Annotated in this window: 22 protein-coding genes, 1 pseudogene and 1 other annotated feature; of the genes and pseudogenes, 9 read left to right on the top strand and 14 right to left on the bottom strand. The window is 51.6% G+C overall.

What is annotated here, in order from left to right:
* Positions 1-243: 243 nt before the first annotated feature.
* Positions 244-867, bottom strand: a complete 624-nt coding sequence (locus ACFPYJ_RS01655) for a molybdenum cofactor guanylyltransferase (RefSeq protein WP_379186299.1) — start codon at positions 865-867, stop codon at positions 244-246.
* Between the two features lie 256 nt (positions 868-1,123).
* Between ACFPYJ_RS01655 and ACFPYJ_RS01660 the strand changes: the two genes are divergently transcribed.
* A complete protein-coding gene (locus ACFPYJ_RS01660; protein WP_379186330.1) occupies positions 1,124-1,744 on the top strand; it encodes a nitroreductase family protein in 621 nt (206 codons plus the stop codon).
* A gap of 972 nt (positions 1,745-2,716) precedes the next feature.
* On the opposite strand, the gene ACFPYJ_RS01665 is transcribed toward ACFPYJ_RS01660, so the two are convergent.
* The 3 genes from ACFPYJ_RS01665 to ACFPYJ_RS01675 all read right to left on the bottom strand — a co-directional run bounded on the left by ACFPYJ_RS01665 (position 2,717) and on the right by ACFPYJ_RS01675 (position 5,250).
* Entirely contained in the window at positions 2,717-2,854 is a 138-nt protein-coding gene (locus tag ACFPYJ_RS01665) for a hypothetical protein (protein WP_379186300.1), read from the bottom strand.
* 192 nt (positions 2,855-3,046) lie between these two features.
* On the bottom strand, positions 3,047-3,247 hold the full coding sequence (locus ACFPYJ_RS01670; RefSeq protein ID WP_379186301.1) for a transposase: 201 nt from the start codon (positions 3,245-3,247) through the stop codon (positions 3,047-3,049).
* Between the two features lie 335 nt (positions 3,248-3,582).
* Positions 3,583-5,250 carry a glutamine--tRNA ligase/YqeY domain fusion protein gene (locus ACFPYJ_RS01675; protein WP_379186302.1) on the bottom strand — a complete coding sequence of 556 codons (1,668 nt, stop codon included), beginning with the start codon at positions 5,248-5,250 and terminating at the stop codon, positions 3,583-3,585.
* A 170-nt stretch (positions 5,251-5,420) separates the two neighbouring features.
* Between ACFPYJ_RS01675 and ACFPYJ_RS01680 the strand changes: the two genes are divergently transcribed.
* From ACFPYJ_RS01680 to ACFPYJ_RS01700, 5 genes are all read left to right on the top strand, one after another.
* The gene (locus ACFPYJ_RS01680) at positions 5,421-5,924 is read left to right on the top strand and encodes a MarR family winged helix-turn-helix transcriptional regulator (protein WP_379186303.1); all 504 of its coding nucleotides are present in this window, start codon (positions 5,421-5,423) and stop codon (positions 5,922-5,924) included.
* Between the two features lie 6 nt (positions 5,925-5,930).
* Positions 5,931-7,661, top strand: a complete 1,731-nt coding sequence (locus tag ACFPYJ_RS01685; RefSeq protein WP_379186304.1) for an ABC transporter ATP-binding protein — start codon at positions 5,931-5,933, stop codon at positions 7,659-7,661.
* On the top strand, positions 7,658-9,691 hold the full coding sequence (locus ACFPYJ_RS01690) for an ABC transporter ATP-binding protein (protein ID WP_379186305.1): 2,034 nt from the start codon (positions 7,658-7,660) through the stop codon (positions 9,689-9,691). Before ACFPYJ_RS01685 ends, ACFPYJ_RS01690 begins: the two co-directional genes overlap by 4 nt.
* Before the next feature lie 438 nt (positions 9,692-10,129).
* A complete protein-coding gene (locus ACFPYJ_RS01695; RefSeq protein WP_379186306.1) occupies positions 10,130-10,663 on the top strand; it encodes a YceI family protein in 534 nt (177 codons plus the stop codon).
* Between the two features lie 231 nt (positions 10,664-10,894).
* Positions 10,895-12,190, top strand: coding sequence for a TolB-like translocation protein (locus ACFPYJ_RS01700; RefSeq protein ID WP_379186308.1), 1,296 nt, complete (start codon positions 10,895-10,897; stop codon positions 12,188-12,190).
* Here the strand turns inward: ACFPYJ_RS01700 and ACFPYJ_RS01705 are convergent.
* From ACFPYJ_RS01705 to ACFPYJ_RS01730, 6 genes are all read right to left on the bottom strand, one after another.
* Positions 12,166-12,621, bottom strand: coding sequence for a hypothetical protein (locus ACFPYJ_RS01705; protein ID WP_379186331.1), 456 nt, complete (start codon positions 12,619-12,621; stop codon positions 12,166-12,168). The genes ACFPYJ_RS01700 and ACFPYJ_RS01705 overlap by 25 nt on opposite strands.
* Positions 12,618-13,880 (bottom strand): serpin family protein, encoded by a 1,263-nt coding sequence (locus ACFPYJ_RS01710; RefSeq protein WP_379186309.1) that lies wholly within the window; start codon positions 13,878-13,880, stop codon positions 12,618-12,620. Before ACFPYJ_RS01710 ends, ACFPYJ_RS01705 begins: the two co-directional genes overlap by 4 nt.
* A 60-nt stretch (positions 13,881-13,940) precedes the next feature.
* Positions 13,941-15,173 (bottom strand): serpin family protein, encoded by a 1,233-nt coding sequence (locus ACFPYJ_RS01715; RefSeq protein WP_379186310.1) that lies wholly within the window; start codon positions 15,171-15,173, stop codon positions 13,941-13,943.
* Between the two features lie 257 nt (positions 15,174-15,430).
* Positions 15,431-16,414 carry a tryptophan--tRNA ligase gene (gene trpS / locus ACFPYJ_RS01720; RefSeq protein ID WP_379186311.1) on the bottom strand — a complete coding sequence of 328 codons (984 nt, stop codon included), beginning with the start codon at positions 16,412-16,414 and terminating at the stop codon, positions 15,431-15,433.
* Positions 16,415-16,561: 147 nt separating this feature from the next.
* Positions 16,562-16,843, bottom strand: a binding site (T-box leader).
* A 77-nt stretch (positions 16,844-16,920) separates the two neighbouring features.
* On the bottom strand, positions 16,921-17,373 hold the full coding sequence (locus ACFPYJ_RS01725; protein ID WP_379186312.1) for a GNAT family N-acetyltransferase: 453 nt from the start codon (positions 17,371-17,373) through the stop codon (positions 16,921-16,923).
* On the bottom strand, positions 17,370-17,942 hold the full coding sequence (locus tag ACFPYJ_RS01730) for a GNAT family N-acetyltransferase (RefSeq protein ID WP_379186313.1): 573 nt from the start codon (positions 17,940-17,942) through the stop codon (positions 17,370-17,372). Before ACFPYJ_RS01730 ends, ACFPYJ_RS01725 begins: the two co-directional genes overlap by 4 nt.
* A gap of 216 nt (positions 17,943-18,158) precedes the next feature.
* On the opposite strand from ACFPYJ_RS01730, the pseudogene ACFPYJ_RS01735 reads away from it, so the two are divergent.
* From ACFPYJ_RS01735 to ACFPYJ_RS01745, 3 genes and pseudogenes are all read left to right on the top strand, one after another.
* Positions 18,159-19,018, top strand: a pseudogene (locus ACFPYJ_RS01735) (NAD-dependent epimerase/dehydratase family protein).
* A 1,401-nt stretch (positions 19,019-20,419) separates the two neighbouring features.
* Positions 20,420-21,370 (top strand): ATP-binding protein, encoded by a 951-nt coding sequence (locus tag ACFPYJ_RS01740; RefSeq protein ID WP_379186314.1) that lies wholly within the window; start codon positions 20,420-20,422, stop codon positions 21,368-21,370.
* An 11-nt stretch (positions 21,371-21,381) separates the two neighbouring features.
* Positions 21,382-22,269 (top strand): tetratricopeptide repeat protein, encoded by an 888-nt coding sequence (locus ACFPYJ_RS01745; protein WP_379186315.1) that lies wholly within the window; start codon positions 21,382-21,384, stop codon positions 22,267-22,269.
* Positions 22,270-22,348: 79 nt separating this feature from the next.
* Here ACFPYJ_RS01745 and ACFPYJ_RS01750 read toward each other — a convergent pair whose 3' ends face one another.
* From ACFPYJ_RS01750 to ACFPYJ_RS01765, 4 genes are all read right to left on the bottom strand, one after another.
* A complete protein-coding gene (locus ACFPYJ_RS01750; RefSeq protein ID WP_379186316.1) occupies positions 22,349-22,894 on the bottom strand; it encodes a glutathione peroxidase in 546 nt (181 codons plus the stop codon).
* Between the two features lie 25 nt (positions 22,895-22,919).
* On the bottom strand, positions 22,920-23,378 hold the full coding sequence (locus ACFPYJ_RS01755; RefSeq protein WP_379186317.1) for a MarR family winged helix-turn-helix transcriptional regulator: 459 nt from the start codon (positions 23,376-23,378) through the stop codon (positions 22,920-22,922).
* Positions 23,379-23,725: 347 nt separating this feature from the next.
* A complete protein-coding gene (locus tag ACFPYJ_RS01760) occupies positions 23,726-24,238 on the bottom strand; it encodes a CcdC family protein (RefSeq protein ID WP_379186318.1) in 513 nt (170 codons plus the stop codon).
* Between the two features lie 128 nt (positions 24,239-24,366).
* Positions 24,367-24,549, bottom strand: coding sequence for a hypothetical protein (locus tag ACFPYJ_RS01765; protein ID WP_379186319.1), 183 nt, complete (start codon positions 24,547-24,549; stop codon positions 24,367-24,369).
* Positions 24,550-24,610: the final 61 nt, after the last annotated feature.

Here is a 24,610-nt window from a genome sequence, read left to right on the forward strand (position 1 = left end):
AAATAAATATCGCGGGCGCGGTCCGTTCGGCGAACAGGCGAGGCCAGACCACTCCCACTTGTTTGCGCCGCCTGCGCCCGCATCCAGAAGAAACGGCTGTCGCTTGGCATGAACCGATCGTGTGATGAGCACACACTGCGCTTCGTGCCATCCTCTGACGATTCGCCCATCTCTTCTAAAAACCGACCCCATAGGGGTCGGTTTTTATATCTTCATACATGCTGACACACAGATGTCAAGCAGCTATCGCATCTCATGACCGCGGCCAAACTGCTCATAAGCTTCCCGCGTATTTAAGTTGCGAAAAGCTTCTTCCTCAAGTGCAGCCGGTTCAATTAATTTCGTAAGAAGCTGATCCAGCATGCGCATCATACGAAGCTCCCCCTGCTCCAGTTGGCGCAGGAGCTTCGGCACTGCACGGGTATGATAAAGCGCATGGAACGGCTGCTCCGGCGTTCGAATCACTTCCGAATCGGACTCGTAGCTTGCCGCCACCATTCGCGCATACAGCGATTCCGATAGGCTGGGCATGTCACAGGCAAGGACGAAGACGTAGCATTCCGCTTGTATAGAGGATAGACCCGCATGCAGCCCGGCTAATGGACCGCAGCCTGCAAATTGATCGTGCGCATAGCGGATTAATTCCGGTTCACCGAAACTGCCCAGCGCTTCCCGATATCTCGCCTCTCTCTCCGAATCAGCTACCGCCACAGTAATTGCAAATATACCGAGCGATTCCATCCGGTCTATAATATGTCTGAGCAGCGGCTTGCCGGCTATATCAAGCAGCGCCTTGTCCTCTCCCATACGCGAGCTCTGTCCGCCTGCAAGTATAAGCCCATGAATGGGAGTCCATGATAAGGACATTCCGTTTCCCCCGATCCCTTTTCCTATAGACTGTTACACTACGTATTTACTCCTAAGTATAGTTCTAGTTAACCCTCTGGAAAAGAGTTACACGCAAGTTGTTCAGGCGACGGGGGAAACAGACGTATTCGCGCTGATTCAACGCTGCGAATGGACAGGTAATGAACATCTAGTGCTCTAACGAGCTTCACCTATGATTTACGGTAACCTACCAGCCTTAACATGTACAACAACCCAAGGAGGTTGAACCCAAATGATGACACGCAATACAGACAACAATTCCAAATCGTTGCCGCAGGTTATTGAAGGCAGACGCTCGATTCGCAAACTAACCGACTCGCCTAAAGTCACCAAAGAACAGATCGAGGAGATCATCAGGCTCGCTCTTCACGCTCCCTCCGCCTTCAATATGCAGAGCGGACGATTAGTTGTTCTGCTGGGAGATCAGCACAAGCAGCTGTGGAGCATCGTTACCGAAACACTTCGTGCTCGCGTGCCTGCGGACAAATTCGCTGCAACCGAGGAACGCATGCATGGATTCAGCAGCGGAGCCGGCACCGTGCTGTTCTTTGAAGACCAGACAACCGTTAAGGAAACACAGGCCAAATCCCCTCCCTCCTACCAGATGCATTTTGAAGCCTGGTCTCAACAGGGCAGTGCGATTTTGCAATATGCGGTTTGGCTTGCACTTACCGATCACGGCTTAGGCGCTTCGCTGCAGCATTACAACCCGATCATTGATGAAGAAATTAAGCGAAAATGGGATATTCCGCAGAACTGGTCGCTCGTTGCTCAAATGCCGTTCGGCCAGCCCAATGAAACGCCTGGACCGCGAACTTACTTGCCTTACGAGCAAGTTGTGAAGTGGCACTCTTAAGCCTGCCCGCCGTAAAAAGCTGAATATCGACATTCAAAAAAGCGTACCTCGCTGTTCTTAACGAGATACGCCTTTTGCTATTGGCTATTGATATCATGCCTGCCCATTACCCGTCCCGCTCCCCGGAAGCTAAAGTCCGATAAACAGCGAACGGTTATCTGTTCTACTATGCAGGCTCCCATTGATGAATTACCTATATGGGTACCTGAATTCGGCACCGAATTAAACACTAGTATTGATATAAACAATCGCAATGTGGCGTTGCATGAGCTTGGCTGCCCAAACATCGACAGTTCGATCAGACAGGCTTGGCCGCCACATCCACACCAACAGATTTCAATAGTACCCCGTGCAGCTCCCTGTGCGCGATGTGGCATTGCTGAGCTTGGCTACTCCAAGCTCCAACAATTCGATCAGACAAGCTTGGCTGCCATATCCACACCAACAAATTTCAATAGTACCCCGCCCAGCTCCCTGTGCGCGATGTGGCGTTGCATGAGCTTGGCAGCTCCGAGCTCCGACAATTCGATCAGACAGGCTTGGCTGCCATATCCACACCAACAAATTTCAATAGTACCCCGCCCAGCTCCCTGTGCGCGATGTGGCGTTGCATAAGCTTGGCTACTCCAAGCTCCGACAATTCGATCAGACAGGCTTAGCCGCCACATCCACACCAACAAATTTTCAATAGTACCCCGCCCAGCTCCCTGTGCGCAATGTGGCGTTGCATAAGCTTGGCTACTCCAATCCATCATCTATACTGGATATTTGCACTTATATAGCGCTCTCCGCTTCAAATTCGATTGCTATACTGGATATCTCCAGTTATTTCTCCCTAATTTAGCTTCTAAAGCCCTATAGGGGGCGTTTTAGCTGTATGAAATACAGTATAGCTTCGACTTTGATCCAACACCTTCCCCTATACTGTATTGAATACAGTATAGGCTTCGGAGCATCTCTGTAATTTTCGGGCTAACCATAGCGTTTCTTAGCGTCGTGGAACAGCCAGGAGGTACGTGCCAAGAGAGCTTCACGACGCACCTGGTAACGATTCAAATTAGCCTTCTCAGACAGCCATTTGTAGTAGCCGCTCCTTGAAACCTCTAGCACGTTACACATCTTCTCCATTCGAAACTCGGAGCGATGATCTTCGATGAATTGGAACCTTAGTTCCTTTCTTTCCCGAAGATGTGCAGCGCCTTTTTTAAGATTTCAAGCTCCTCACGTAAATCTGCATTCTCACGTTCTTGTTTTTGCTACTCGGTCTCCATATTACGCAACTGTTGTTCCAATTGACGAACTTTATTCTGGTGAAGCTTGGACTTCCGCCTGCATCTCTGCCTGAATCTCGCTACGGTACTTTTGCTTCCATGAGTGCAACACACCAGCCGAGATATCCAGTTCTCCAGCGATCTCCGGCATCGACTTTGATTGTTCTAGAATGTACTTTACAGTTCTCTTTTTGAACTCTTCCGTGTACTGATTGCGTGGCTGTTTTTCCATACAAGACACCTCTCCTCGTTAATGTAATTATCTATTTACACTTAACGGGTGTCCACTTTTTATTCTAGCTCCAAGGCTTCTTTCCCACAAGGAACAGCGAACGAGGGAGCCTCTTAGTCTGACGATAGGTTGGGCGATTTGCAGCTTGTCGTTTAATCCAACTATAAGGCGGGCGATTTGCAGCTTGCCTCTTTATCCGAAGATAAGGTGGACGATTTGCAGCTGAAAGCTTGTAGCTTTGTGCTAATAGCTTGTAACTTACAGCTTGTGCTTATTGCCTATAGCATGTAACTTACAGCTTGTGCTTATTGCCTATAGCTTGTAACTTGCTTCCCTTACGCCTTCGCGTCGAATGAGCTTTTCAGCGAAACGATACGGTTGAAGACGATTTTTTCCTTATTCGTATGCTTCGGATCGACGTTGAAGTAGCCGTGGCGGAAGAATTGGAACTTGTCTTGGCCTTGCGCTTCCTTCATATTCGCTTCGACGAAGCCTTGCATGATAGTAAGCGAGTTAGGATTGATACATTCCAGGAATTCCTTGTCGGAATCTGCCGCCTCATCGGTCAGCAGCGGCTCGAGCAAGCGGAATTCTGCCGGCGCAGCTTGCGAAGCTTCCACCCAGTGAATGGTTCCCTTCACTTTGCGGCCGGTAAAGCCAGATCCGCTCTTCGTCTCTGGATCATACGTACAGCGAAGCTCAACGACCTTGCCTGACGCATCCTTAATGATCTCTTGGCAGGTAATGAAGTAGGCATGCTTCAAGCGCACCTCATTGCCAGGGAACAGGCGGTAATATTTGCTGGGCGGATTCTCCATAAAGTCTTCTTGCTCGATATAGATTTCACGCGAGAACGGAATTTGGCGGCTGCCCATCTCTTCATTCTCAGCGTTATTCTCGGCATCCAGAAACTCCACTTGCCCTTCCGGATAATTCGTAATGACAACCTTCAGCGGATCAATGACAGCCATCGTGCGGGGCGCCTTCAGCTTCAGGTCCTCACGGATGAAGAACTCCAGCATCCGCTCGTCAACCACGCTGTATGCCCTGGCTACGCCAATCTCCCGGCAAAAAGCGCGAATCGCTTCAGGTGTGAAACCTTTGCGGCGCAGACCGCTGATTGTCGGCATGCGCGGATCATCCCAGCTCTCGACGATGCCTTGATCAACCAAGGATTTTAAATAACGTTTACTCATAATCGTGTTCGTTACGTTTAGACGGGCAAATTCATATTGATGCGGCTCCGATTCCATCTCGCATTCTATGATTGTCCAATCATAGAGCGGACGGTGATCCTCGAACTCCAGCGTACAGATGGAATGCGTCACACCCTCAATGGCATCACCGATCGGATGCGCATAGTCATACATCGGATAGATGCACCAGTCATTTCCAGTCCGGTGATGGTGAGCGTGGGCAATCCGGTACAGTGCCGGATCGCGCAGGTTGATGTTCGGCGAGCTCATATCGATTTTGGCGCGGAGAATACGTTCCCCGTCCTTGAATTCACCTGCACGCATTCGGGCGAACAGGTCGAGATTCTCTTCCACGCTGCGGTCCCGGTATGGGCTGTTCTTGCCCGGCTCAGTCAATGTGCCGCGGGTTTCCCGCATTTGCTCCGCAGTCAGGTCGCATACAAACGCTTTGCCCTTCTTGATCAGCAGCACCGCACGGTTGTACATTTCTTCGAAATAATCCGATGCAAACCGCAGCTCATCCCATTCAAAGCCGAGCCAGCGCACATCCTCCTGGATGGCTTCCACGTATTCCGTATCTTCTTTAACTGGATTCGTATCATCGAACCGCAGGTTTGTTTTTCCGTTGAATTCATCTGCCAGCTCAAAATTCAGACAGATCGATTTGGCATGTCCGATATGCAAATAGCCGTTAGGCTCAGGCGGAAACCTGGTTATGACTTCTTTCACTTTACCGGCCTTCAAATCTTCCGCAACGATATTTTTAATAAAATTTGAGGATGATGTCTTGTTCTCCACGGTAACCAACCTTTCCCACGCAAGTTTTTATCCTTCTATCATACACAATTTTACGAGTGTTTATAAATAGGAATCTTGACATAACCGCTTTCATAAATATACTTAAGTTAACTAACAAAAGTATATTCTCCAAGCCGCAGCACTTGCACACTCTAAAATGAAAGGGGGGATCCGCCAAAATGCCCGATGATCGCGAGTCTTCACATGAGCTCATCCGTGCCCTCAGGCAGCTTCGCCACCTCAATTGGGGCGGCAAAAGACCTCTTGACGGCTGTTCGCCCAGCGAAACGATGATGCTCTTCTGCATTCACCGCTGCTCCAAAACGAATGAACTCGGGTTAAAAGCATCCGAGATCAGCAGCATCATGCGCATTACCTCACCCTCAGTAACCCAAACGGTGAATGTCCTAGAAGCTCGAGGCCTGCTCGAACGAACGGCCGATCCGCTTGACCGCAGAGTCGTACGCATTAAACTCACTGCTGAAGGCCAGCGATTAACGAAAAAAGCCGAAGATACTATGCACGAGAGAATGCAGGGCCTGGTTGAACACCTTGGCAAAGTGAGAAGTACGCTCTTGGTCCAGCTGCTAGATGAGGTCGTTCATTATTACGGAGGCGTAGATCCAGCCCCTTGTCCGGGCCGAGAATCCCAAGCTAGTCCATCCCACAAAGAAGGTGAATAGAGACTTATGATCAAGCTGCTGCGTATGTTAAAGCCTTATCGCGTGCCGGTTATATTCGTCCTAGTATTCGTCTTTATCCAATCCTTATCCGAGCTTTACCTGCCTACGCTCATGTCTGATATCGTAGACAAGGGCATTGTCGGCGGCGACACCCCGTATATCTGGAAAATCGGCGGCTTCATGCTGCTCGTTGCGCTGGGCGGCGCAGCCTGTTCCGTTGGCGCAAGCTTCCTGTCCGCCAAGGCGGCTGGCGGCTTCGGCAAAGATCTTCGCAGACGCATATTCGGGCATGTCGAGCAGTTCTCTCTCCATGAATTCGATAAAATCGGCACCGCCTCCCTGATTACTCGAACAACAAATGATATCACTCAAGTCCAACAGGTGCTCACCATGATGATGCGGGTCATGGTTATGGCGCCGATGATGTGCTTCGGCGGTATCATTATGGCGCTGTACAAGGACGCCACGCTATCGCTGATCATTATTGCAATCGTGCCCCTGCTCGCCCTTGTCATATACGGCATCGTAAGCAGAGGCGTTCCTCTGTTCAAAGTGATGCAGGTGAAAATCGATAAACTCAATCTCGTGCTTCGCGAGAATTTGACGGGCATCAGAGTCATTCGTTCCTTCAACCGCATCAGCCAAGAGCAGACACGCTTCAATCATGCCAACCAGGACCTGACCGATACCTCCATCAAAGTAAACCGGATTATGGCATCCCTGATGCCGATTATGATGCTCGTCTTAAACTTCGCCAGCATCGGCATCGTTTGGTTCGGCGGGCTTCGCATTGACAGCGGCAATATGGCTGTTGGCGATTTGATGGCTTTCATTCAATATGCCTGGCAGATCATGTTCGCGCTTATCTTTGCTTCCATGATGTTCGTCATGATCCCGCGGGCTTCGGCATCTGCGCAGCGTATTAATGAAGTACTCGATATGAAACCGGACATTAAAGATCCGTCTTCCCCAGCCGCAAACCCGGCTGCCAAACGCGGTTCGGTTGTGTTTGAAGATGTTTCCTTCCATTACCCGGGTGCCGAGATGGCCGCTCTTTCAGGCATCTCCTTCAGTGCCCAGAGCGGTAAGATCACTGCCATCATCGGCGGTACCGGCTCCGGTAAATCTACGCTCATTAATCTGATTCCTAGATTCTATGACGTAAGCGGCGGTACAATCCGCATAGGCGGCGCCGATATCCGCGAGCTCACGCAGCAGCAGCTGCGCGCTAAGATCGGCCTTGTTCCGCAGAAGGCCGTCCTCTTCACGGGCACAATTGCCGACAATATCCGTTACGGCAAAGAGGATGCGTCGGATGAAGAGATTCAGCATGCGGCTATGGTCGCGCAGGCAAGCGAATTCGTGTCCGAGATGAAGGAAGGCTTCAACTCCATCATCGCACAGGGCGGAACGAACGTATCCGGCGGCCAGAAGCAGCGGCTGTCCATTGCAAGGGCGCTTGTCCGCAAGCCGGATATTTACTTGTTCGACGACAGCTTCTCAGCGCTCGACTTCAAGACGGATGCCAAGCTGCGCCACGCACTTCGGGATGAAACGGGCGATGCGGCTGTCCTTATCGTCGCGCAGCGGGTCAGCACCGTCATGGATGCCGATCAAATCATCGTGCTCGATGACGGCAAAATCGCAGCGATCGGGAAGCATCGCGAGCTTATGCAATCATCAGAGATTTACCGTGAGATCGTGACGTCACAGCTGTCTGAGGAGGAGATCGCATGAGTGAGCAGCAGCGAGGTGCCGGAGCACCCGGAGGTCGCCTTGGCGGAGCCCCTCAAGGCCCGGGCCCTGGCAATTTTGGCTTTGGCCCCGGCGGACGCGGCGGCCCTGGCGGGATGATGGGAATGCCCGTCCAGAAGGCCAAAAATTTCAAAGGTACCCTTAAACGGTTAACGGGCTATTTGAAGCCCCACCGCGGTGCGCTGTTTGTCGTGTTTGCAACCGCCGTGCTGAGTACCGTATTCTCCATCCTCGGTCCGAAAATTATGGGTAAAGCAACGACCAAGCTCTTCGAAGGGCTGGTCGCGAAGATGAAGGGCGTGCAAGGAGCCAAAATCGATTTTGGCTACATCTGGCAGATTCTTCTCGTCTTGGCCGCACTCTATATCATTAGTGCGCTGTTCAGCTACATTCAGCAGTATGTCATGGCAGGCGTTGCCCAGCGAACAGTCAACGATCTGCGCAAGGATGTGAATGAGAAGCTGGCGAAACTGCCGCTCAAATTCTTCGATTCGCGGACGAACGGCGAGATTCTGAGCCGCGCCGTCAATGACGTCGATAATATTAGCGGAACGCTGCAGCAAAGCTTAACGCAGCTGATCACCTCAATCGTCACCTTAATCGGCGTCATTGTAATGATGCTGACTATCAGCTGGGTCATGACGCTGATTACCATAGTAACGCTCCCGCTTTCCTTCCTGGCGATAAAGATGATCGCGGGGCGGTCGCAGCTGTATTTTAAAGGGCAGCAGAAGTCGCTTGGGGAATTGAACGGCCATGTTGAGGAAATGTATACAGGCCATCCGATCGTGAAGGCTTTTGGCCATGAAGAGAAATCGATCCGTCAATTCGAAGAAGTGAACGAACGGTTATATGAATCCGGCTGGCGGGCGCAATTCGTCTCCGGCATGATTATGCCGATTATGGGTTTCATAGGAAACATAGGCTATGTATTGGTCAGCGTTGCCGGCGGTATTCTCGTGCTGCGCAGGTCGATCGAGATCGGGGACGTCCAGGCTTTCATCTCTTATTCCCGTCAATTCTCGATGCCGATCACCCAAACCGCTCAAATCGCTAACATTATTCAGTCGACGATCGCATCCGCGGAGCGTGTATTCGAACTGCTCGACGAAGAGGAGGAAGTGGCTGAAGCCATAGATGCTGTCGTTCTTCGGAAAGAGGACCGGAGCAAGGTGGCTTTGGCGAAAGATACGGCCCCCGCAAGCAGCAATACGCCTGTCAGTGGAGCTGCGAAGATCTCTGCGAATGTGATTCCGATGCCGAAAGGCCATGTGGCTTTCGAACACGTGAAATTCAGCTACAAGGAAGATGCGCCGCTGATCGAAGACATGAATATTGACGTGCTGCCCGGTCAAACGATCGCCATTGTCGGCCCTACCGGCGCAGGCAAGACGACGCTGATCAATCTGCTCATGCGGTTCTACGAGCTCAATAGCGGAGCAATTACGATTGACGGCGTCAACCTTACACAATTCACACGCGGCGATCTGCGCAGCCTGTTCGGAATGGTGCTGCAGGATACGTGGCTGTTCAATGGAACCATACGCGATAATATCGCTTATGGACGAAGCGGCGCATCGGAAGAGGATGTGGTGCAGGCTGCGCGCGCAGCGTACGCCGATCATTTTATCCGGACACTGCCTGAAGGCTATGACACCGTTCTTAATGAGGAAGCATCGAATATCTCGCAGGGTCAGAAGCAGCTGCTGACAATTGCCCGTGCGATCTTGGCTGATCCAGCCATCCTCATTCTCGATGAAGCGACGAGCAGCGTCGACACGAGAACCGAAATTCAAATTCAGCGCGCGATGAACATGCTGATGCAGGGCAGAACGAGCTTCGTCATCGCCCATCGCCTCTCTACGATCCGTGATGCCGATCTGATTCTCGTCATGAATCACGGCACTGTGATTGAACAAGGCACACATGAGGGGCTGCTGGCTCAAGGCGGCTTCTACGCCGAATTATATGAAAGCCAGTTCAGTCAGAAACCGCAGCAGGAAGTCATCTAAACCATAGAAGCCCGCATGAAGCGCCGCAATCGCCGGTCGGCTGCCATGCGGGCTTCTTCATTTTCATTATTTTCAAGCCAAATGGAGGAAATTGGGTCTGCTCTGGTTAATATAGTTCTTAGGAACCAGGAGGGATTGGCATGTTTAAGCGCATCAATTGGGGATTGATTGCCGGGTTAGTGTTCTGCGCAATCTGCTGGCTTTTAGTCATAAGATGGCTAATTGGTTTATTTTAGATGGCATATAAAATAAATATTGACAAAGCTGGCGTTTACCCATAGAATCTTACTCAGTTAAGGTTAGATAGTTATTAAAAGTAAGTACAGGCGGTGCTGCGCAAAAACTTAAGCCCATGCTTTCGAAGCGAGTTTTTGCTGGAAGGTGCTCATTCTTCGCATATCTAGCGGTGCTGCGCAAAAACTTTTAGGAGGTCATTTCATGTCAAAAGCAAAATGGATCGTTGATGCCTCACACAGCAGTGTGGATTTCACAATCAGACATATGATGATTTCGAAGGTTAAAGGCACTTTCCACCTTTTTGACGCCGCAATCGAAGCAGATCCGGCTGATCTGACGACAGCAGCCATCGATTTTAACGTTGAGCTCAGCAGCATCGATACACGCAATGCAGACCGTGACAATCACCTGCGCACGGCGGATTTCTTCGACACCGAGCAATATCCGAAGCTGAACTTCAAATCCACCTCGATCCGTAAAACGGATGATGACGAATATGCGGTTACCGGCGATTTGACTCTGCATGGCGTTACACGCTCCGAAACCTTCGAGGTTGCTTTTGAAGGCGAAGGCAAGGATCCATGGGGCAACCAAAAAGCAGGCTTCAGCGGAAAAGGATCCATCAAACGCAGCGAATACGGCCTGACGTACAATGCCGCGCTCGAAACAGGCGGCGTATTGATTGCCGATGAAGTGAAAATCAGCATCGAAATCCAAGCTTCCAAACAAGCTTGATTCTACTCCCCTATGCAGGCAGAATGGCGGCCCTGAGCTTGAATATCAAGCCCTGGACCGCCATTTATAGATTTAAGCCTCTCTTCTACCAATTAACCTATTTCTTGCTCAGCGGCCCCCAGTATTGTGTTCTATACCCTCTGCATGATTGTCTCAGGAATTGGAAACCGTAACCGTAGATGAAGACCATCCGTGAATCGGACAACCATCACAGACAGGAGACGGACAATCATGTATACGTTACGTAAGGTACTATTAGTCTTCGGTGTCGTTCTGTCTATGGCGTGCTATGATGCCAGCCGCCTTAGCGCAGCACCTTCCTATGAATTGAAAGCAGCTTTCGTACGCGGCGGGGATTTATGGATGAAGAATGGCGACAAGGAAACGCCCTTAACCAAAGGGGAACAAATCCGCAATCCCAAATGGTCATCCAATGGAAGATGGATTGCCCACACTCGCGGTCAAGACGAACAGGAATTGTGGGTCATCGACATTCAAACCGGAGAGAGTATTCTGGTTTCCGCTGATGGCGGTGGCCGGGGTCATTTTGCATGGGCACCGGGAAGCACCCTTCTCGCGTTTCAGTCGGAGCAGCGCCTGTATTGGGTCGATTTACTTAAACCGGAACGGGTAGTTGAAGCTGCCGTGGGAATCGATAATTTCTCGTGGTATCCCGACGGCCAGGGCTTCCTGGCTTCATCGGAGACGGATAGGATCCCGCCAGACAGCTGGTCTCCGGTCAGAATTCTCAAAATTCCGTTAAACAAACCCGGAGATCCAAGCGCCGTAGAGACGTTATTCGTGCTGCCGCTGCCATCGGACAAGTTCTTCGCAGTAGGAACAAGCATCTTCAAATGGTCTGCCGACGGCCGCTGGATCGCTTTTCTGGCGACACCGACCGCCTCGCTCTCTGCTGACGGAAACTATCTCTGCCTCTTATCCGCTGACGGACAATCTTTTCAGTCTATCGATCAGATGGCTAACAATGAATTATGGTTCAATTGGTCTCCGCAGGGGACGAAGCTGGCTTATATCGGCGGTGTCGGCCGGGAAGCGACCTCGAACAAAAGGCTGATGGTTACCGAACTGCCGAGTGCCGCAGGAACTGCGCCGGTCACATGGATAAAGCCGATCTCTTATACCCCGACGGGATATGTGGATCAGAACTTCACTTGGCAGGGCAATCGGCATATCGTCGTATCCAGAGCGCAAGAGTTACAGCAATGGTCAAGCGATCCGGCTTCCCGTCCATTCCCTTCTCTGGTCAATGTGAACTTAGGCAACCGGCGTCACCAGCAGCTGACGGAACCTTCCAAGACCTACGGGGATTATCAGCCGCTAGCCGTTCCCATTCAACGGTTAATCTGGGTTCGCTCCGACCGGCAAAAGGCAAGCGTGATGTTCGCAGCGCCAAATCCAGCCTACAGCAAGGTGTGGATCGCGGGTATCGACCTCGGAACGAATTTCTATGAGCAGTGGAACTGGAATCCTGTGCTGAGTGTCTATGAGCCCGTGGGATTCAAGTAACGCTGCCCATGCGCCCGAATCGGCGTAAGGATATACAGAGCATCACGGTTATCTGTCAGACGAATGATAATCGGCTTCAACGGTCCGGCAAAGGATAACTGCACGGCTGCATCAGCAGCCGCCTGCAAAATATCTCTCATACAGGAACCGTTGAAGCAAATGCTCAGCCCCTGCACTTCTATCTTATCCACTGGCAGCTCCTCGGCCACATCGCCTATTTCTGCCGTTTGAGAACGCAGCTCCAGCCTGGTGCCTGCGGTTACGCGTAATCGTACCAAACTGCTCTCCCCTGCGAGCAGGGTTACCCGCTGCAAAGTGCGCAGCAGGCTCCCGGAGTTTACCGTTATAACCGTCGAACAAGCAGAAGGCGCAAGCCGATCGAATGAGGGAATGCGGCTGAAACCAACAGGCCAACAACCTGAGTGCTTTATTCCGCCGCCGGATTCGAAACCGAACCCATGAAAACGAGCGCTCCAGTCGTCCGATCCTCAATGGCGAAGAAGAACGGTCTGTCCGCCCGGAATTCGAATGGTTCTTTGACCGGCGCAGCGCTCCCAGCCATCATAACTGCAGTTACAGCCGCCGCTTCCGTTCCCCGCTCATTCACTTCAATAAAGGCTTTATGAAGAATATTACTGACATAGAATCCCTTGCTTAGGTGGGTCATACCTGAGAAATCTGCCTGCTTGGCATCAAAAGCCTGCTTCATCCCTAAAGCCTTCATCGCAGCCACCAAGCTTTTGCTGTATTCCAGCTTGAACTTGGGCAGCTCAACAACGGCGTCCCCTCCTTCATAGTCCTGCCTCCAAGACTGAGCAGGATCAGCCAGCATTTCAGCTTCCGCATCACGCAGCGAGACACCTTTATTCGGCAGCACGACAATCATCCCCCAGCTTTGATTGCCATAGGGCAGACGAATCGCCTTGAAGCTATCGCTTACCTTATAGGTCAGCGCGGTTCTCTGCCTCATCATCGGCACAGTCACATTCGTTCCGTCTGCCAGATGAAACTGCGCGTCGCGTGTCGCGGACTCCTCGAACGGCTCTGTCCAGCTCCCATTGAAATAGATGGCATTCATCAGCACCATCACATTACTGCTCAACGAGGCAGAATCGACCATATTGTCAATCCGATCATGGGTTTGCTTCCTAACCCATTTATTAATCGTGCCTGCTGCAGCCTTATCATCAAAATCCAGTTCACTTACCTTCGCATCATAAAATTGCTGCAAGCGGCTCGAATAATCATCCAGGAGCTGTGTACCCTTTCTTGCCCAAAGCGCATTTGCGATCTGCACATCAACCTTCGGATCGCCGTGCTCCAGCAGATCCGTCAGAACCTCGCTGCCTTGATTAAGAACTTCCATAGAGAGATTGTCCGCCCCGAGCATCTGGAGCATTTCTCGTTCGGTAGCTCCACCGGCACCGTTCAGGGCAAGGGAAAGCGCGAGGGTCACGCTGAGCGGAGAAACCACCATATTGGCTTCCCCTGATTCCAGCAGGAGCTGCTTCGTCATCCGCGCAGCAAATTCGTTATAGGCATGAACCTGCTGTACATTCACATCTTCAGCCTTAAACCGGGCTGCCTGCTTGGCATCTGCCTTCGCCCCGCAGTCGGTCGTTAGAGCCGCAGCAAGGATAACTGCCGCCCCGAGCGCCGCTATCGGTCTCTTTTTTACTCGAACATTCATTGCTCTTCCCCCTTGTCATTCTTGCTGCTGAATAGATGCAGTCCCCTGCCCCTACCTTCTTCAGGAGGATGGATTTGAAACGGAACCCAAGAACATCAGCGCCCCCGTCGTCCGATCCTCAATGGCGAAGAAGAAGGGCCGATCGGCCCGCAGCTCAAAAGGCGCCGCACTCGGCTCGCCTCCGCCATCCATTTCAATCGAGGTAGCTGCTGCAGCCTCGGTTCCCTGCTCGTCAACTTCAATAAACGCCTTATGTGTAACAGAAGAGATATACAGCCCCTCACTACCACTGACCATGGCCGAGAAATCAGCCGTCTGTTTATCAAAAGCCCGTTTCATTCCAAGTGACTGCAGGATGCCGGATACCTTCTTTTTATAGTCCAGCTTAAACCGCGGCAGCTCCACAATCGTATCGCCTGACTCAAAATCCTTCCGCCACAACTGTGCAGGATCCGCCAGCAGTGCCGCTTCCGCATCACGCAAAGAAACACCCTCGCTTGGCAGCACGATGATCATGCCCCACCTGCCGCTGCCATACGGCAGTCGAACCGCCTTGAATCCTTCGCCCTCCTTATAGGGGAGAGAAGCTCTCTGAGCCATCAGCGGCACGGTGACATCGGTTCCGTCTGCAAGATGAAAGGGCGCATTGCGCGTCGCGGACACCTTAAACGGCTCTGTCCACCTGCCGTTGAAATAAACCGCATTCATCAGCACCATCACATTACTTCGGAGCTTCTCCGGATCAGCCATGCTGTCAATCCGGTTATGGGTCTGCTTGCGCACCCATTTGTTGATCGTGCTTGCAGCATCTTTACGGTCAAAGTCCAGCTCGCTGATCTCCGCTTCATAGAATTGCTTCATACGGCCGGTGTAATCATCAAGCAGCTGCGTCCCTTTTCTTGCCCAAAGGGCATTTGCGATCTTCACATCAACCGCTGGATCTCCATGCTCCAGCAGATCAATCAGCACTTCGCTGCCCTGGTTGATTGCTTCCATAGGAAGGCGGTCCACATTAAGCATGCGAAGCATCTCCTGTTTGGTCTCTCCACTCGCGCCGTTCAAGGCAAGCGAGAGGGCAAGGGTCACACTGAGCGGTGAAATAACGAAGTTGGTTTCCCCAGATTCTTGTAAAAGCTGCTTTGTCATCCGTACGGCAAATTGGTTATATGCCTCTATTTGCTGTCTATTCACATCTTCTGCTTTAAAGGCTGCAGCCTGCTTCCGATCCGCTTCAGGTCCACAGCCGGCAGCCAGAACCAGAGCTAGAATCGCAGTCCCCGCAATTGCTGCCATCCGCTTTCCCCTCGCTATCCAAGGCATTTCCCCCACCTCATTCCTTAAGCAAGTATGTATATGACGCTCTAATCTGGGAATTAGTTGCAAATCCCCTTCCGGCATCGAACATTGCCTGAATCATGAAAAATGGCTGCCATTAGCGGCAGCCATGCAAGGTAACTAGCTTACTCTTTCGGAAAGCGATCTGCTCTGCCAACGGATCATGAACAGCATGCAAAAATAACACACAGCAGAATGGCAGCCATACGAATCGTCTAGAAATAATTGAGGCTCATGGCTTCCCGCACCTCGAGCATTGTCTCACGGGCTATGGTGCGCGCACGCTCAGTCCCGGCCACCAAGATATCGTCGATTCGTTTTGGCCGGCCTGCATAATAAGACCGCCGTTCCTGCATGGGCGCAAGGAGCTGCTCAATTGCCGCAGTGATGCGCTGCTTACACTCCGAGCACCCCATGGAGCCCTGTTCACAGCTTTCTCGTATTTCCGCTGCCCCTTCCTTGCGAAAAGCAAGGTGATAGGCATAGATCGGACAATGATCCGGATGCCCGGGGTCATTCTTGCGAATGCGAGCGGGATCGGTAACCGCCCTGCGTATTTTAAGCGCAATTTCTTCGGGCGAGGAATCGAGCATAATCGAATTTCCGAGGCTCTTGCTCATCTTCGCATTGCCGTCCGTGCCTACAAGACGGGGAATATCGCCAACAAGCGGCTTCGGTTCGACAAGGACAGGCCGATACAATTCATTGAAACGCCGCACGATTTTACGAGTCAGCTCCAAATGCGGCAGCTGGTCTTCACCTACGGGAACGATAGCTGCTTTGCAGAATGTAATATCGGCTGTCTGGCTTACCGGATAACCGAGGAACCCATAATACATCTCATCCAGCCCGCTGCTTTTCGATTCCGATTTGATGGTTGGATTGTGGCGCAGCGCATTCACGGTGACAAACATGGAGAACAGCACCGTCAGCTCGGCAATTTCCGGTATCATGGACTGCACGACAATCGTTGCATGATCGGGGTTGATGCCTACAGCCAAATAATCGAGGGCAACCTCCCTAAGATGGCTTCGAATTAATCCCGGTTTATCGAAATGGGTAGTCAGCGCTTCTGCCAGCAGAACAAAGGTTTCATATTGATCCTGCAGCCTGACACGGTTCTTCAAACTTCCAACGTAATGGCCCAGGTGCAGTTTGCCGGTGACCCGATCTCCTGTAAGCATTCTTTGTTTCTTCATCCCAAGCCCTCCTAAGTGTCGAGACAGAACTTAACATCTGTCTCGTGTACAGATTGTTGAAGCAAGGTATTCCCACCGTTAACCGCCGCCACCAGCCATCTTCCATGGCCATCACCCCCTTGTCATCGCACAAAAAAACCCCATCCCGGAAAGGACGAGGTTATCGTGGTACCACCTTAGTTTAACCGCGGCTCCCTCAGCAATAGAAGTGCCCGCGATTCTCAGTCAGTACGGAGATGATCTGGCCATCTCAGGTACTGTTCCCGTGATAACGGCAGGAAGCCCGGCTTTTCCTACTACATCGGAAGGATGATTCGGCAAAGCAACTCTGAAGGCCATTCAATCCTATGCCGGACACCGGTTCACAGCAGCCACCGGCTCTCTGGAGTCCTTATCATAGGTCTACTTACCCTTCTTCACAGTTGTTAAAATGATGTTGAATTCACTTTATCTTACCCGAATCCGGCTGTCAATAGATTCCATGGGAGCAGTATTCATGCACTTCTTCACAGATCCTGGGACAGGCGGACCATATCTCTGAGCTGAATGCCATTCTCGTAAATTTCCTGCGCATAATGACGGACATAGAAGTCCCGATCGATGCCCACCATACGGAATCCGCATTTCTGATAGAGAGCCAGCTGTCCGAATCCTGAATTTCCGGTACCGATTTCAATCGTTTGATAACCAAGCTCTCTCGCATGCCGAACCGCATGATGAACAAGCTGCTTGCCGATTCCTTTTCCCTGCCAGCCTGGGCTTACCGCTATGTTCACCAGCTCCACCGTCGCCGGCCTTGTCGGCAGCAGCACATATTCGCCGATAATAACGCCATCCGCTTCGGCGACGAAGCATTGGCCTCTTTGAATATATTCCTCAACAAGCGCAGGCGATTCATCCGCTAACAGCAGCAGCTCCACCGGGGGCGGCTCACCGGACTGCAGTTTCCTTATTATCATGCCCGCTTACCCGCACCCTTGCTGGCCATTTCGGCAAATTCCTCATTCAATAAGCCATAAATCAGCTCATCGGAATGCCGGCCCCGCGTGAATACCATTCTTCGCATTCTGCCTTCCTGCTTGAAACCCAGATGCTCATGTAATTGAATCGAAGCCTCATTAAACGCATAAATGTTCGCCGTCACCTTCTGGTAACGCAGCTCCTCGAAATAGTAACGAAGCAATAAATGTACCGCTTCCGAAGCGTAGCCCTTGCGCCAGTGCTCCCGGAAGATAGCCACTCCGTATTTAAAAGTTCCATGCCGCGTATCGCAGCTGTGCGTGTTCATGCTTCCGACAAGCTCACCATCCAGCGTTTCAATCGCAAAGCGGTGATTATCCCCCTCCGGCTCTGCCTCCGCCTCCTGCTCGGTCCACAGCCTCGTTCCTTCCTCAGACCTTGGGAAATGGACGACATCGCAAAGCCTCGAACCGTCCGAATCCTCGTCATTATCATGGAACTTCTCCCAATCCTCCGGAAGGATCGCCCGCAATCGAACCTTAGCTCCCGCCCACACATTACTAATCATGCCGACCCTCCTGAACGAAACCCCATATTTACAAAATTGTACCATATTTCCTCGTTAAGAAGCGATGGGGATCCCCAATTATTAGTGGAAAAATCATCCAAATGCCATCAGCAGCCGGACTGGAACTTTTTTTGGGCGGATGCTGTCACAAACGGACGCCCTCAATTGTCTTCTTTATGATGGCACACAACCAATCCATAAAAGGAGAGAATCCTGATGAAAATATTCGCAGCCGGGGCATCCGGTGCAATCGGCCGGCTGCTGCTTCCGAAGCTTATTGAAGCCGGACATGAGGTCATGGGAATGACCAGCAGCGAGGCAAACAAAGCAGCCATAGAGCATACGGGAGCGCGCGCGGTGCTCGTGGACGTGTTTGACCGGGATTCGCTTATTGCCGCAATCGGGGCAGATTGTCCCGATGTCATTATTCATCAGCTCACATCACTCAAGAACTTCGATTTCTCCGACAACAATCGAATTCGAGTGGAAGGCACGCGTAATCTCGTCGATGCCGCTAAAGCTGCCGGTGTGAAGCGCATGATCTCACAAAGCATTTCTTTTGCCTATGAACCGGGGGAATTACCTGCTTCGGAGGAAATATCCTTGGATATCAAAGCACCCCTGCCAAGAAAAACGACAATTGAGGGTGTAGTCGCACTGGAGCAGGCCGCCTTAGAGATCCCAAATTCGATTATTTTGCGTTACGGCATGCTTTACGGACCGGGTACCTGGTTTGAGAACCATGGATACATGGCGGAGCAAGTCCGCTCGAAGCAGCTGCCGGCAGCTGAAGGGCTGACTTCCTTCCTGCACATTGAGGATGCTGCCAGCGCAGCTCTGCTTGCTTTGGAATGGCCGGCGGGGATCTACAACATTGTCGATGATGAGCCTGCTGCAGGAACGGAATGGCTTCCCGTCATGCTGAAGCATTAGGGGCACCCCGTCCGGAGAAGCAAGCTGCCCGCAGCATGCACGAACGCGGAGCCTTGAATACGAAAGCCCGTACGGTACTCGGCTGGCAGCCGCTTTATCCGAGCTGGAGAACGGGATTTGCCCAAAGTTTAAGCCGCATGTAACGGGTTCATGAAGAAACACGGGGCTATCCATGTGTCATCTTTGATGAATTACTGGAAAGCCCCTCGGTCATCGCTCTTCGCTTCCTATTCGTCTATCCGTGGCATAAGAGCATAAGATACCTGCTGCACCCTGGCCTCGGAGCATAAGATATCTGCTGCACCCGTGCCTAGGAGCATAAGATACCTGCTGCACCCAGGCCTCGGAGCATAAGATACCTGCTACACCGTTGCTTAAGAGCATAAGATTACACCCGTGCCTCGGAGCATAAGATACCTGCTGCACCGTTGCTTAAGAGCATAAGATATCAGTTACACCCAGGCCTCGGAGCATAAGATACCTGCTGCACCCGTGCCTCGGAGCATAAGATACCTGCTACACCGTTGCTTAAGAGCATAAGATATCAGTTACACCCGTGCCTCGGAGCATAAGATACCTGCTGCACCGTTGCTTAAGAGCATAAGATATCAGTTACACCCAGGCCTCGGGGCTTAAGATACCTGCTGCACCGTTGCTTAAGAGCATAAGATATCAGTTACACCCAGGCCTATACTGGAATTCATACAGTTAAAAAGGGTTCCCTCCGAATGAGGGGGCTTCTATACTGCATTCCATACAGTTAAATCGCCCCAAATGAGCCTCATGGAGCTCAAATAGGCATTTATAACTGGAAATTTCCAGTATAGCGCTATTTTTAACGTCTAAAACCCGAAATAGCTGTAAAAATCCAGTATAGATGCGCACGCGTCGTGTGGTTGACTGCCAACACGTACCACCACACCGACCGCGTGGTTGACTGCCAATACGTATCGCCACACCGACCGCGTGGTTGACTGCCAACACGTATCACCACACCGACCGTGTGGTTGACTGCCAACACGTATCACCACACCGACCGTGTGGTTGACTGCCAACACGTATCGCCACACCGACCGCGTGGTTGACTGCCAACACGTATCGCCACACCACGCGTGTGGTTGACTGCCAACACGTATCGCCACACCGACCGCGTGGTTGACTCCCAACACGTATCACCACACCAACCGCGTGGTTGACTGCCAACACGTATCACCACACCGACCGTGTGGTTGACTGCCAACACGTATCGCCACACCGACCGCGTGGTTGACTGACAATACGTATCGCCACACCACGCGTGTGGTTGACTGCCAACACGTATCGCCACACCACGCGTGTGGTTGACTGCCAACACGTATCGCCACACCGACCGTGTGGTTGACTGCCAACACGTATCGCCCCATTAATTTCAGTGCTCCGCTTCCTGGTATCTCCCTGGCGAGAAGGCTGATCCCTCCGCGCTCCACTCATAAAAAGAAGGGAAAGGCCCTATCAGACGCGAATAAGGCTCTCATGCTGTTTTTGATTCGAAAGGGGTCTTTGTCATGACTGAAGAGTTTGATAAGAAGAATCGCCCGAAGCTGAAGGTCATTCATTTTGATAAAGATAAGCATCAAATCGTAGAGACGGAGCAGCCCGATGTCACGTTCGATGATGTCGGCGGTCTCGAAGAGGTCAAACAACAAATCCGTATGAACTTTATTCTCCCGCTGCAGCAGCCCGAGCTCTTCCAGGCGTTCGGCAAACAAGCCGGCGGGAGCTTACTCCTATATGGTCCTCCGGGCTGCGGCAAAACATTTCTCGCACGCGCTGTCGCCGGTGAAATCAATGCCAATTTCCTGCACCTCGATCTCCAAGCTATTCTATCCATGTACATCGGGGAGAGCGAGCATAACCTGCATGATCTGTTCGAACGTGCACGTTCAGAGAAGCCCTGCGTTTTGTTCATCGACGAACTGGATGCATTAGGAGGAAGCCGGCACCAGATGCGCCAGCATCATGAGCGAATGCTGGTTAACCAGCTGCTGCTGGAGCTGGACGGGCTTCACTCCTTCAATCAGGAGGTGTTTGTCATCGGCGCTACGAATACGCCTTGGTACATCGATGCCGCGCTGCGACGCCCCGGCCGCTTCAACCAATTGATCTTCGTCATGCCTCCCGCCAAGGAAGAGCGAGGCCTCATTATGCAGATGAAAGCCGCCGGGAAACCGCAGGAGAAGATCGATTATGATAAGCTCTCCGCCTACTCCGAGCACTTCTCTGGAGCGGATCTCACACAGGTCATCGACGATGCCACCGTGAAGGCGCTGGAGCGTTCCATGAAGGCCGGCAGCATCCAGCCTATTCAAGAGAGCGATGTGCTGCAGAGCTTGAAGAACCGCAAGCCGACAACGCTGGAATGGTTTCAGACGGCGAAGAATTATGCGACCTTCAGCGACACGAACAAAGACTATGATGGCGTTCTTGCATATATGAAGCGTCATAAGCTGAGGTAGGGGACCCGGACATGGAGAACGTTTACGATGGCATACAAATGTACAAGCAGGTAGAGAAAATCAATCATCTGCTTCAATGGCGAAGATATGATGAGGCGCTGCAGGAAGCCGGCGAGCTGCTGCGTGAATACCCGGAGAACGCGTTCGTATTCGGAATCACGTCAATGATTCACCGGGCCAAGGGAAATGAGGAGCAGGCGCTGTATTGGGCGAATGAGGCTCTCGCGCGCGATCCCGAGCAGGAGGATGCCTGGTGTACCCTGCTGTTTGTGGCTTATAACAAAGGAGAGTATAAGGAAGCGCAGAGGCTGGTCTTTGAAATGCTCCGTATGTTTCCGGAAGAGAGCTACCTCTACCGGATGAAATCACAATGCGAGCTGCGCGAAGGCCGGTTTGAAGAAGCAAGGAGTTCGCTGGAGCTTGCCCTGTCCATTGAAACCTCCGCCATCAATTTGGCGATGTACAGCTATGTGATGGCGCTGCTCGGCCATGAGTCGGCATCGATTCAAGCGGAGAATTCAGCGATGCGCATGGAGCCTGAGAACGATCAGGTGCTCCTTCAAGTCGCATGGGCCGCGGATAAACGGGGCGATCACAAGAAAGCTTCCGAATATATGAATGCGGCGGTACGGCTCGACCCTGACAACGAACAGATCCGCAAAGAATATTTGGACATGCTGCAAAAATCATACTGGTTCTACCGTGTGCTGCTTTATCCCGGAGCACTCTTCGCCAAATATCGGTGGCAGGCACTGGTTATCTGGCTCCTGTGCGCAGTTGTATTTAATCAGCTGATTGTTTTGTTTATCGTCCTCTATATTTTGTCCTACTGGACCAGCAAGGCGCTTGTGAATGTAAAGGTGTACGGCTGGGGCGGAATTTGGCGGCGCAAATCATAAAGGACATACTCGCAAAATAAGCCGTCCACGGGAAACGCAAACGCTGCGCTTTCGTGGACGGCTTTTGTATGATTCGTGATTAGAGCAGCGCTTCGATATCGGCTTTTATATCGAGCGGATTCACATTGGACTCATAACGCTTCACAACTTGTCCTTCGCGGTTCACAAGAAACTTCGTGAAATTCCACTTGATGGAGTTGTCTGCCATACGCTCCGGCATCTTCGCTTTGAGATAGCCATCCATCTTCTGACCGCCCTCGGAGGAGTCGAAGCCAGTGAACGGAGCGGCTTCCGTCAGGTATTGGAACAACTCGCTCGCCGATTCTTCACGAACATCGGATTTGGCGAACAGAGGGAAGGAAACGCCGTAATTGATCTGGCAGAATTCCGCCACTTCCTCGTCGCTGCCAGGCTCTTGACCGCCAAATTGGTTGGATGGGAATCCAAGCACCACCAGGCCTTGATCCTTATACTCCTCATAAACCTTCTGCAAACCCTCGTATTGATACGTAAATCCGCATTTGCTCGCTGTGTTCGCCACCAGCAATACGCTGCCTTTGTAATCGGCTAGTGATTTCAGCTCACCCTTGTTGGTTTCTGCTTGAAAGTCATAAATCGTTGCCACTTTGCATCTCCTCCATGAATAAAAGTTAGGTTCGAGTGCGGCAGTCCGCTTGCTCATGAATGTTCTGTGTCATCTTGTGCAGCTGTTCCCGAAGCTTGCCCAGCTCTTCGGGCAGAAAGTCAGTCTGGCAGAATACCCGTTCCGGGATCAAGAATGCCCGTTCCTTCAAGGAGTGCCCTTCCACGGTCAGTCTAACATTCACACTCCGTTCGTCTGCCTGATCGCGCTCGCGTACGATGAGCTTCATCGTTTCGAGCTTCTTAAGCAGCGGTGTCAACGTACCGGAATCGAGATACAGCCGCTCGCCAAGTGTCTTGACCGGGACATGATCCTTCTCCCACAGCGCAAGCAAGGTTACGTATTGTGTATACGTGATACCAAGCTCGTCGAGAAAAGGCCGGTACAGCTTGGTTACTTCACGGGCACAAGCGTACAGCGCGAAGCAGACCTGATTATCTAATAGAAGCAGAGAATCCCGTTCCATAGTCACCTTCCTCTCTAGCTGCTGGTACGGTAAATTAAATTGTATGCAATCTATATATGTAGAATACCAGTTGGATATGGGAATGTCAATTGCGCCTCTTCCCTTTTAACCTCCGAGTCCGTTTTGTTAAACCTGAATATTCCCAGCCTGTTTCTCAAAATAATACGATGGAACCCCGATCTACTACCGTTAATAAGGAGGCGCCCCTTAAATGTCACAGCGAACGTTATCGATCGCCGCGGAATCGGCTCTTCGATGAACAACTAGATTCCAGCGGACCTCTATAAAAAAAGGCACCTCCCTGTCATTCGGGCATAAGCCCGGCATGACAGGCCAGCGCCTTACATTCACTCCTTGTCTTCCTTTTGCCTAACCCCTTCCTTCTCCAGCTTCCGATAAGCCCTTAGCATCGAAACCCGCCATACCGCTATCATGCCGAAGGCGAGAATGAAGAACAGTCCGCCTGTCTGAGCGATACTGATCTTCTGCTCAACCACATCATGCAGCAGCAGCCTCACGAGCAGCAGGGCGAGCAGAATGAGGATGAACATTTTGGAACGCTTCAGCACAATCGTCTCCCCGACCCGCTCCAGCTTTGAGGTTCGGATGAGCGGATAAGCGAACAAGACAGCTCCGACAGCAAGCGCGGCAAGTGCCCAGCTCCACGGTATGCGCGTCTCAGGGACAACGAACATGAGATATCCAGTCGACATGCCGATTGGCGGGATGATGATTTTGCGCATGGTGGTCGGTCTGTTCGATGCCCGCATGCGCAGGAACAGAACGGCAAGACCCGACAGCAGGGTAACGATAATGGAGCCTATATGTGTCATTCGAATGGGATCAGGCAGCAAGTTCATACGGGTAAGACTCCTTTTCTTACGGATGTTTCAATAGCGGCAGGACAGGAAGGAATCGCTTTCTTCCTATCCTACTTCATTTTCAATTCAGGTTCAATTCCCTCCTCCTCTACCGCGGTCATTCTTCATCAATCCACATTTCTGACAATTAAATAAGCAATGAAGCCGATGGGCCCGAGAATTAATACGACAAGCGCCCACAAACATCCGATATTCCCGCCCCGTTTCTCCGAAGCGTCGGACCATACCCAGAACAGCCCGATAATGGAGGCAAGCCATAGCAAGACAACGATGGTCATTTCCTTAACCACCCCGCATCCACCTGTTTGCGTACATTGTATGTTGGGCGCAAGAAGTTATGCCAAATGAGGA

Origin of the sequence: Paenibacillus solisilvae (genome assembly GCF_042656405.1) — a bacterium.
In the GTDB taxonomy this organism is placed as follows: Bacteria; Bacillota; Bacilli; order Paenibacillales; family Paenibacillaceae; genus Paenibacillus_Z; species Paenibacillus_Z solisilvae.

Coding starts and splice junctions, on each gene's coding strand:
- ACFPYJ_RS01730 (WP_379186313.1), bottom strand. CDS start 17,942: ATGATTAGTAATGTGTGGGCGGGAGCTAAGGTTCGATTGCGGGCGATC.
- ACFPYJ_RS01715 (WP_379186310.1), bottom strand. CDS start 15,173: ATGGCAGCAATTGCGGGGACTGCGATTCTAGCTCTGGTTCTGGCTGCC.
- ACFPYJ_RS01760 (WP_379186318.1), bottom strand. CDS start 24,238: ATGAACTTGCTGCCTGATCCCATTCGAATGACACATATAGGCTCCATT.
- ACFPYJ_RS01655 (WP_379186299.1), bottom strand. CDS start 867: ATGTCCTTATCATGGACTCCCATTCATGGGCTTATACTTGCAGGCGGA.
- ACFPYJ_RS01690 (WP_379186305.1), top strand. CDS start 7,658: ATGAGTGAGCAGCAGCGAGGTGCCGGAGCACCCGGAGGTCGCCTTGGC.
- ACFPYJ_RS01685 (WP_379186304.1), top strand. CDS start 5,931: ATGATCAAGCTGCTGCGTATGTTAAAGCCTTATCGCGTGCCGGTTATA.
- ACFPYJ_RS01745 (WP_379186315.1), top strand. CDS start 21,382: ATGGAGAACGTTTACGATGGCATACAAATGTACAAGCAGGTAGAGAAA.
- ACFPYJ_RS01725 (WP_379186312.1), bottom strand. CDS start 17,373: ATGATAATAAGGAAACTGCAGTCCGGTGAGCCGCCCCCGGTGGAGCTG.
- ACFPYJ_RS01710 (WP_379186309.1), bottom strand. CDS start 13,880: ATGAATGTTCGAGTAAAAAAGAGACCGATAGCGGCGCTCGGGGCGGCA.
- ACFPYJ_RS01660 (WP_379186330.1), top strand. CDS start 1,124: ATGACACGCAATACAGACAACAATTCCAAATCGTTGCCGCAGGTTATT.
- ACFPYJ_RS01680 (WP_379186303.1), top strand. CDS start 5,421: ATGCCCGATGATCGCGAGTCTTCACATGAGCTCATCCGTGCCCTCAGG.
- ACFPYJ_RS01700 (WP_379186308.1), top strand. CDS start 10,895: ATGTATACGTTACGTAAGGTACTATTAGTCTTCGGTGTCGTTCTGTCT.
- ACFPYJ_RS01755 (WP_379186317.1), bottom strand. CDS start 23,378: ATGGAACGGGATTCTCTGCTTCTATTAGATAATCAGGTCTGCTTCGCG.
- trpS (WP_379186311.1), bottom strand. CDS start 16,414: ATGAAGAAACAAAGAATGCTTACAGGAGATCGGGTCACCGGCAAACTG.
- ACFPYJ_RS01740 (WP_379186314.1), top strand. CDS start 20,420: ATGACTGAAGAGTTTGATAAGAAGAATCGCCCGAAGCTGAAGGTCATT.
- ACFPYJ_RS01670 (WP_379186301.1), bottom strand. CDS start 3,247: ATGGAAAAACAGCCACGCAATCAGTACACGGAAGAGTTCAAAAAGAGA.
- ACFPYJ_RS01695 (WP_379186306.1), top strand. CDS start 10,130: ATGTCAAAAGCAAAATGGATCGTTGATGCCTCACACAGCAGTGTGGAT.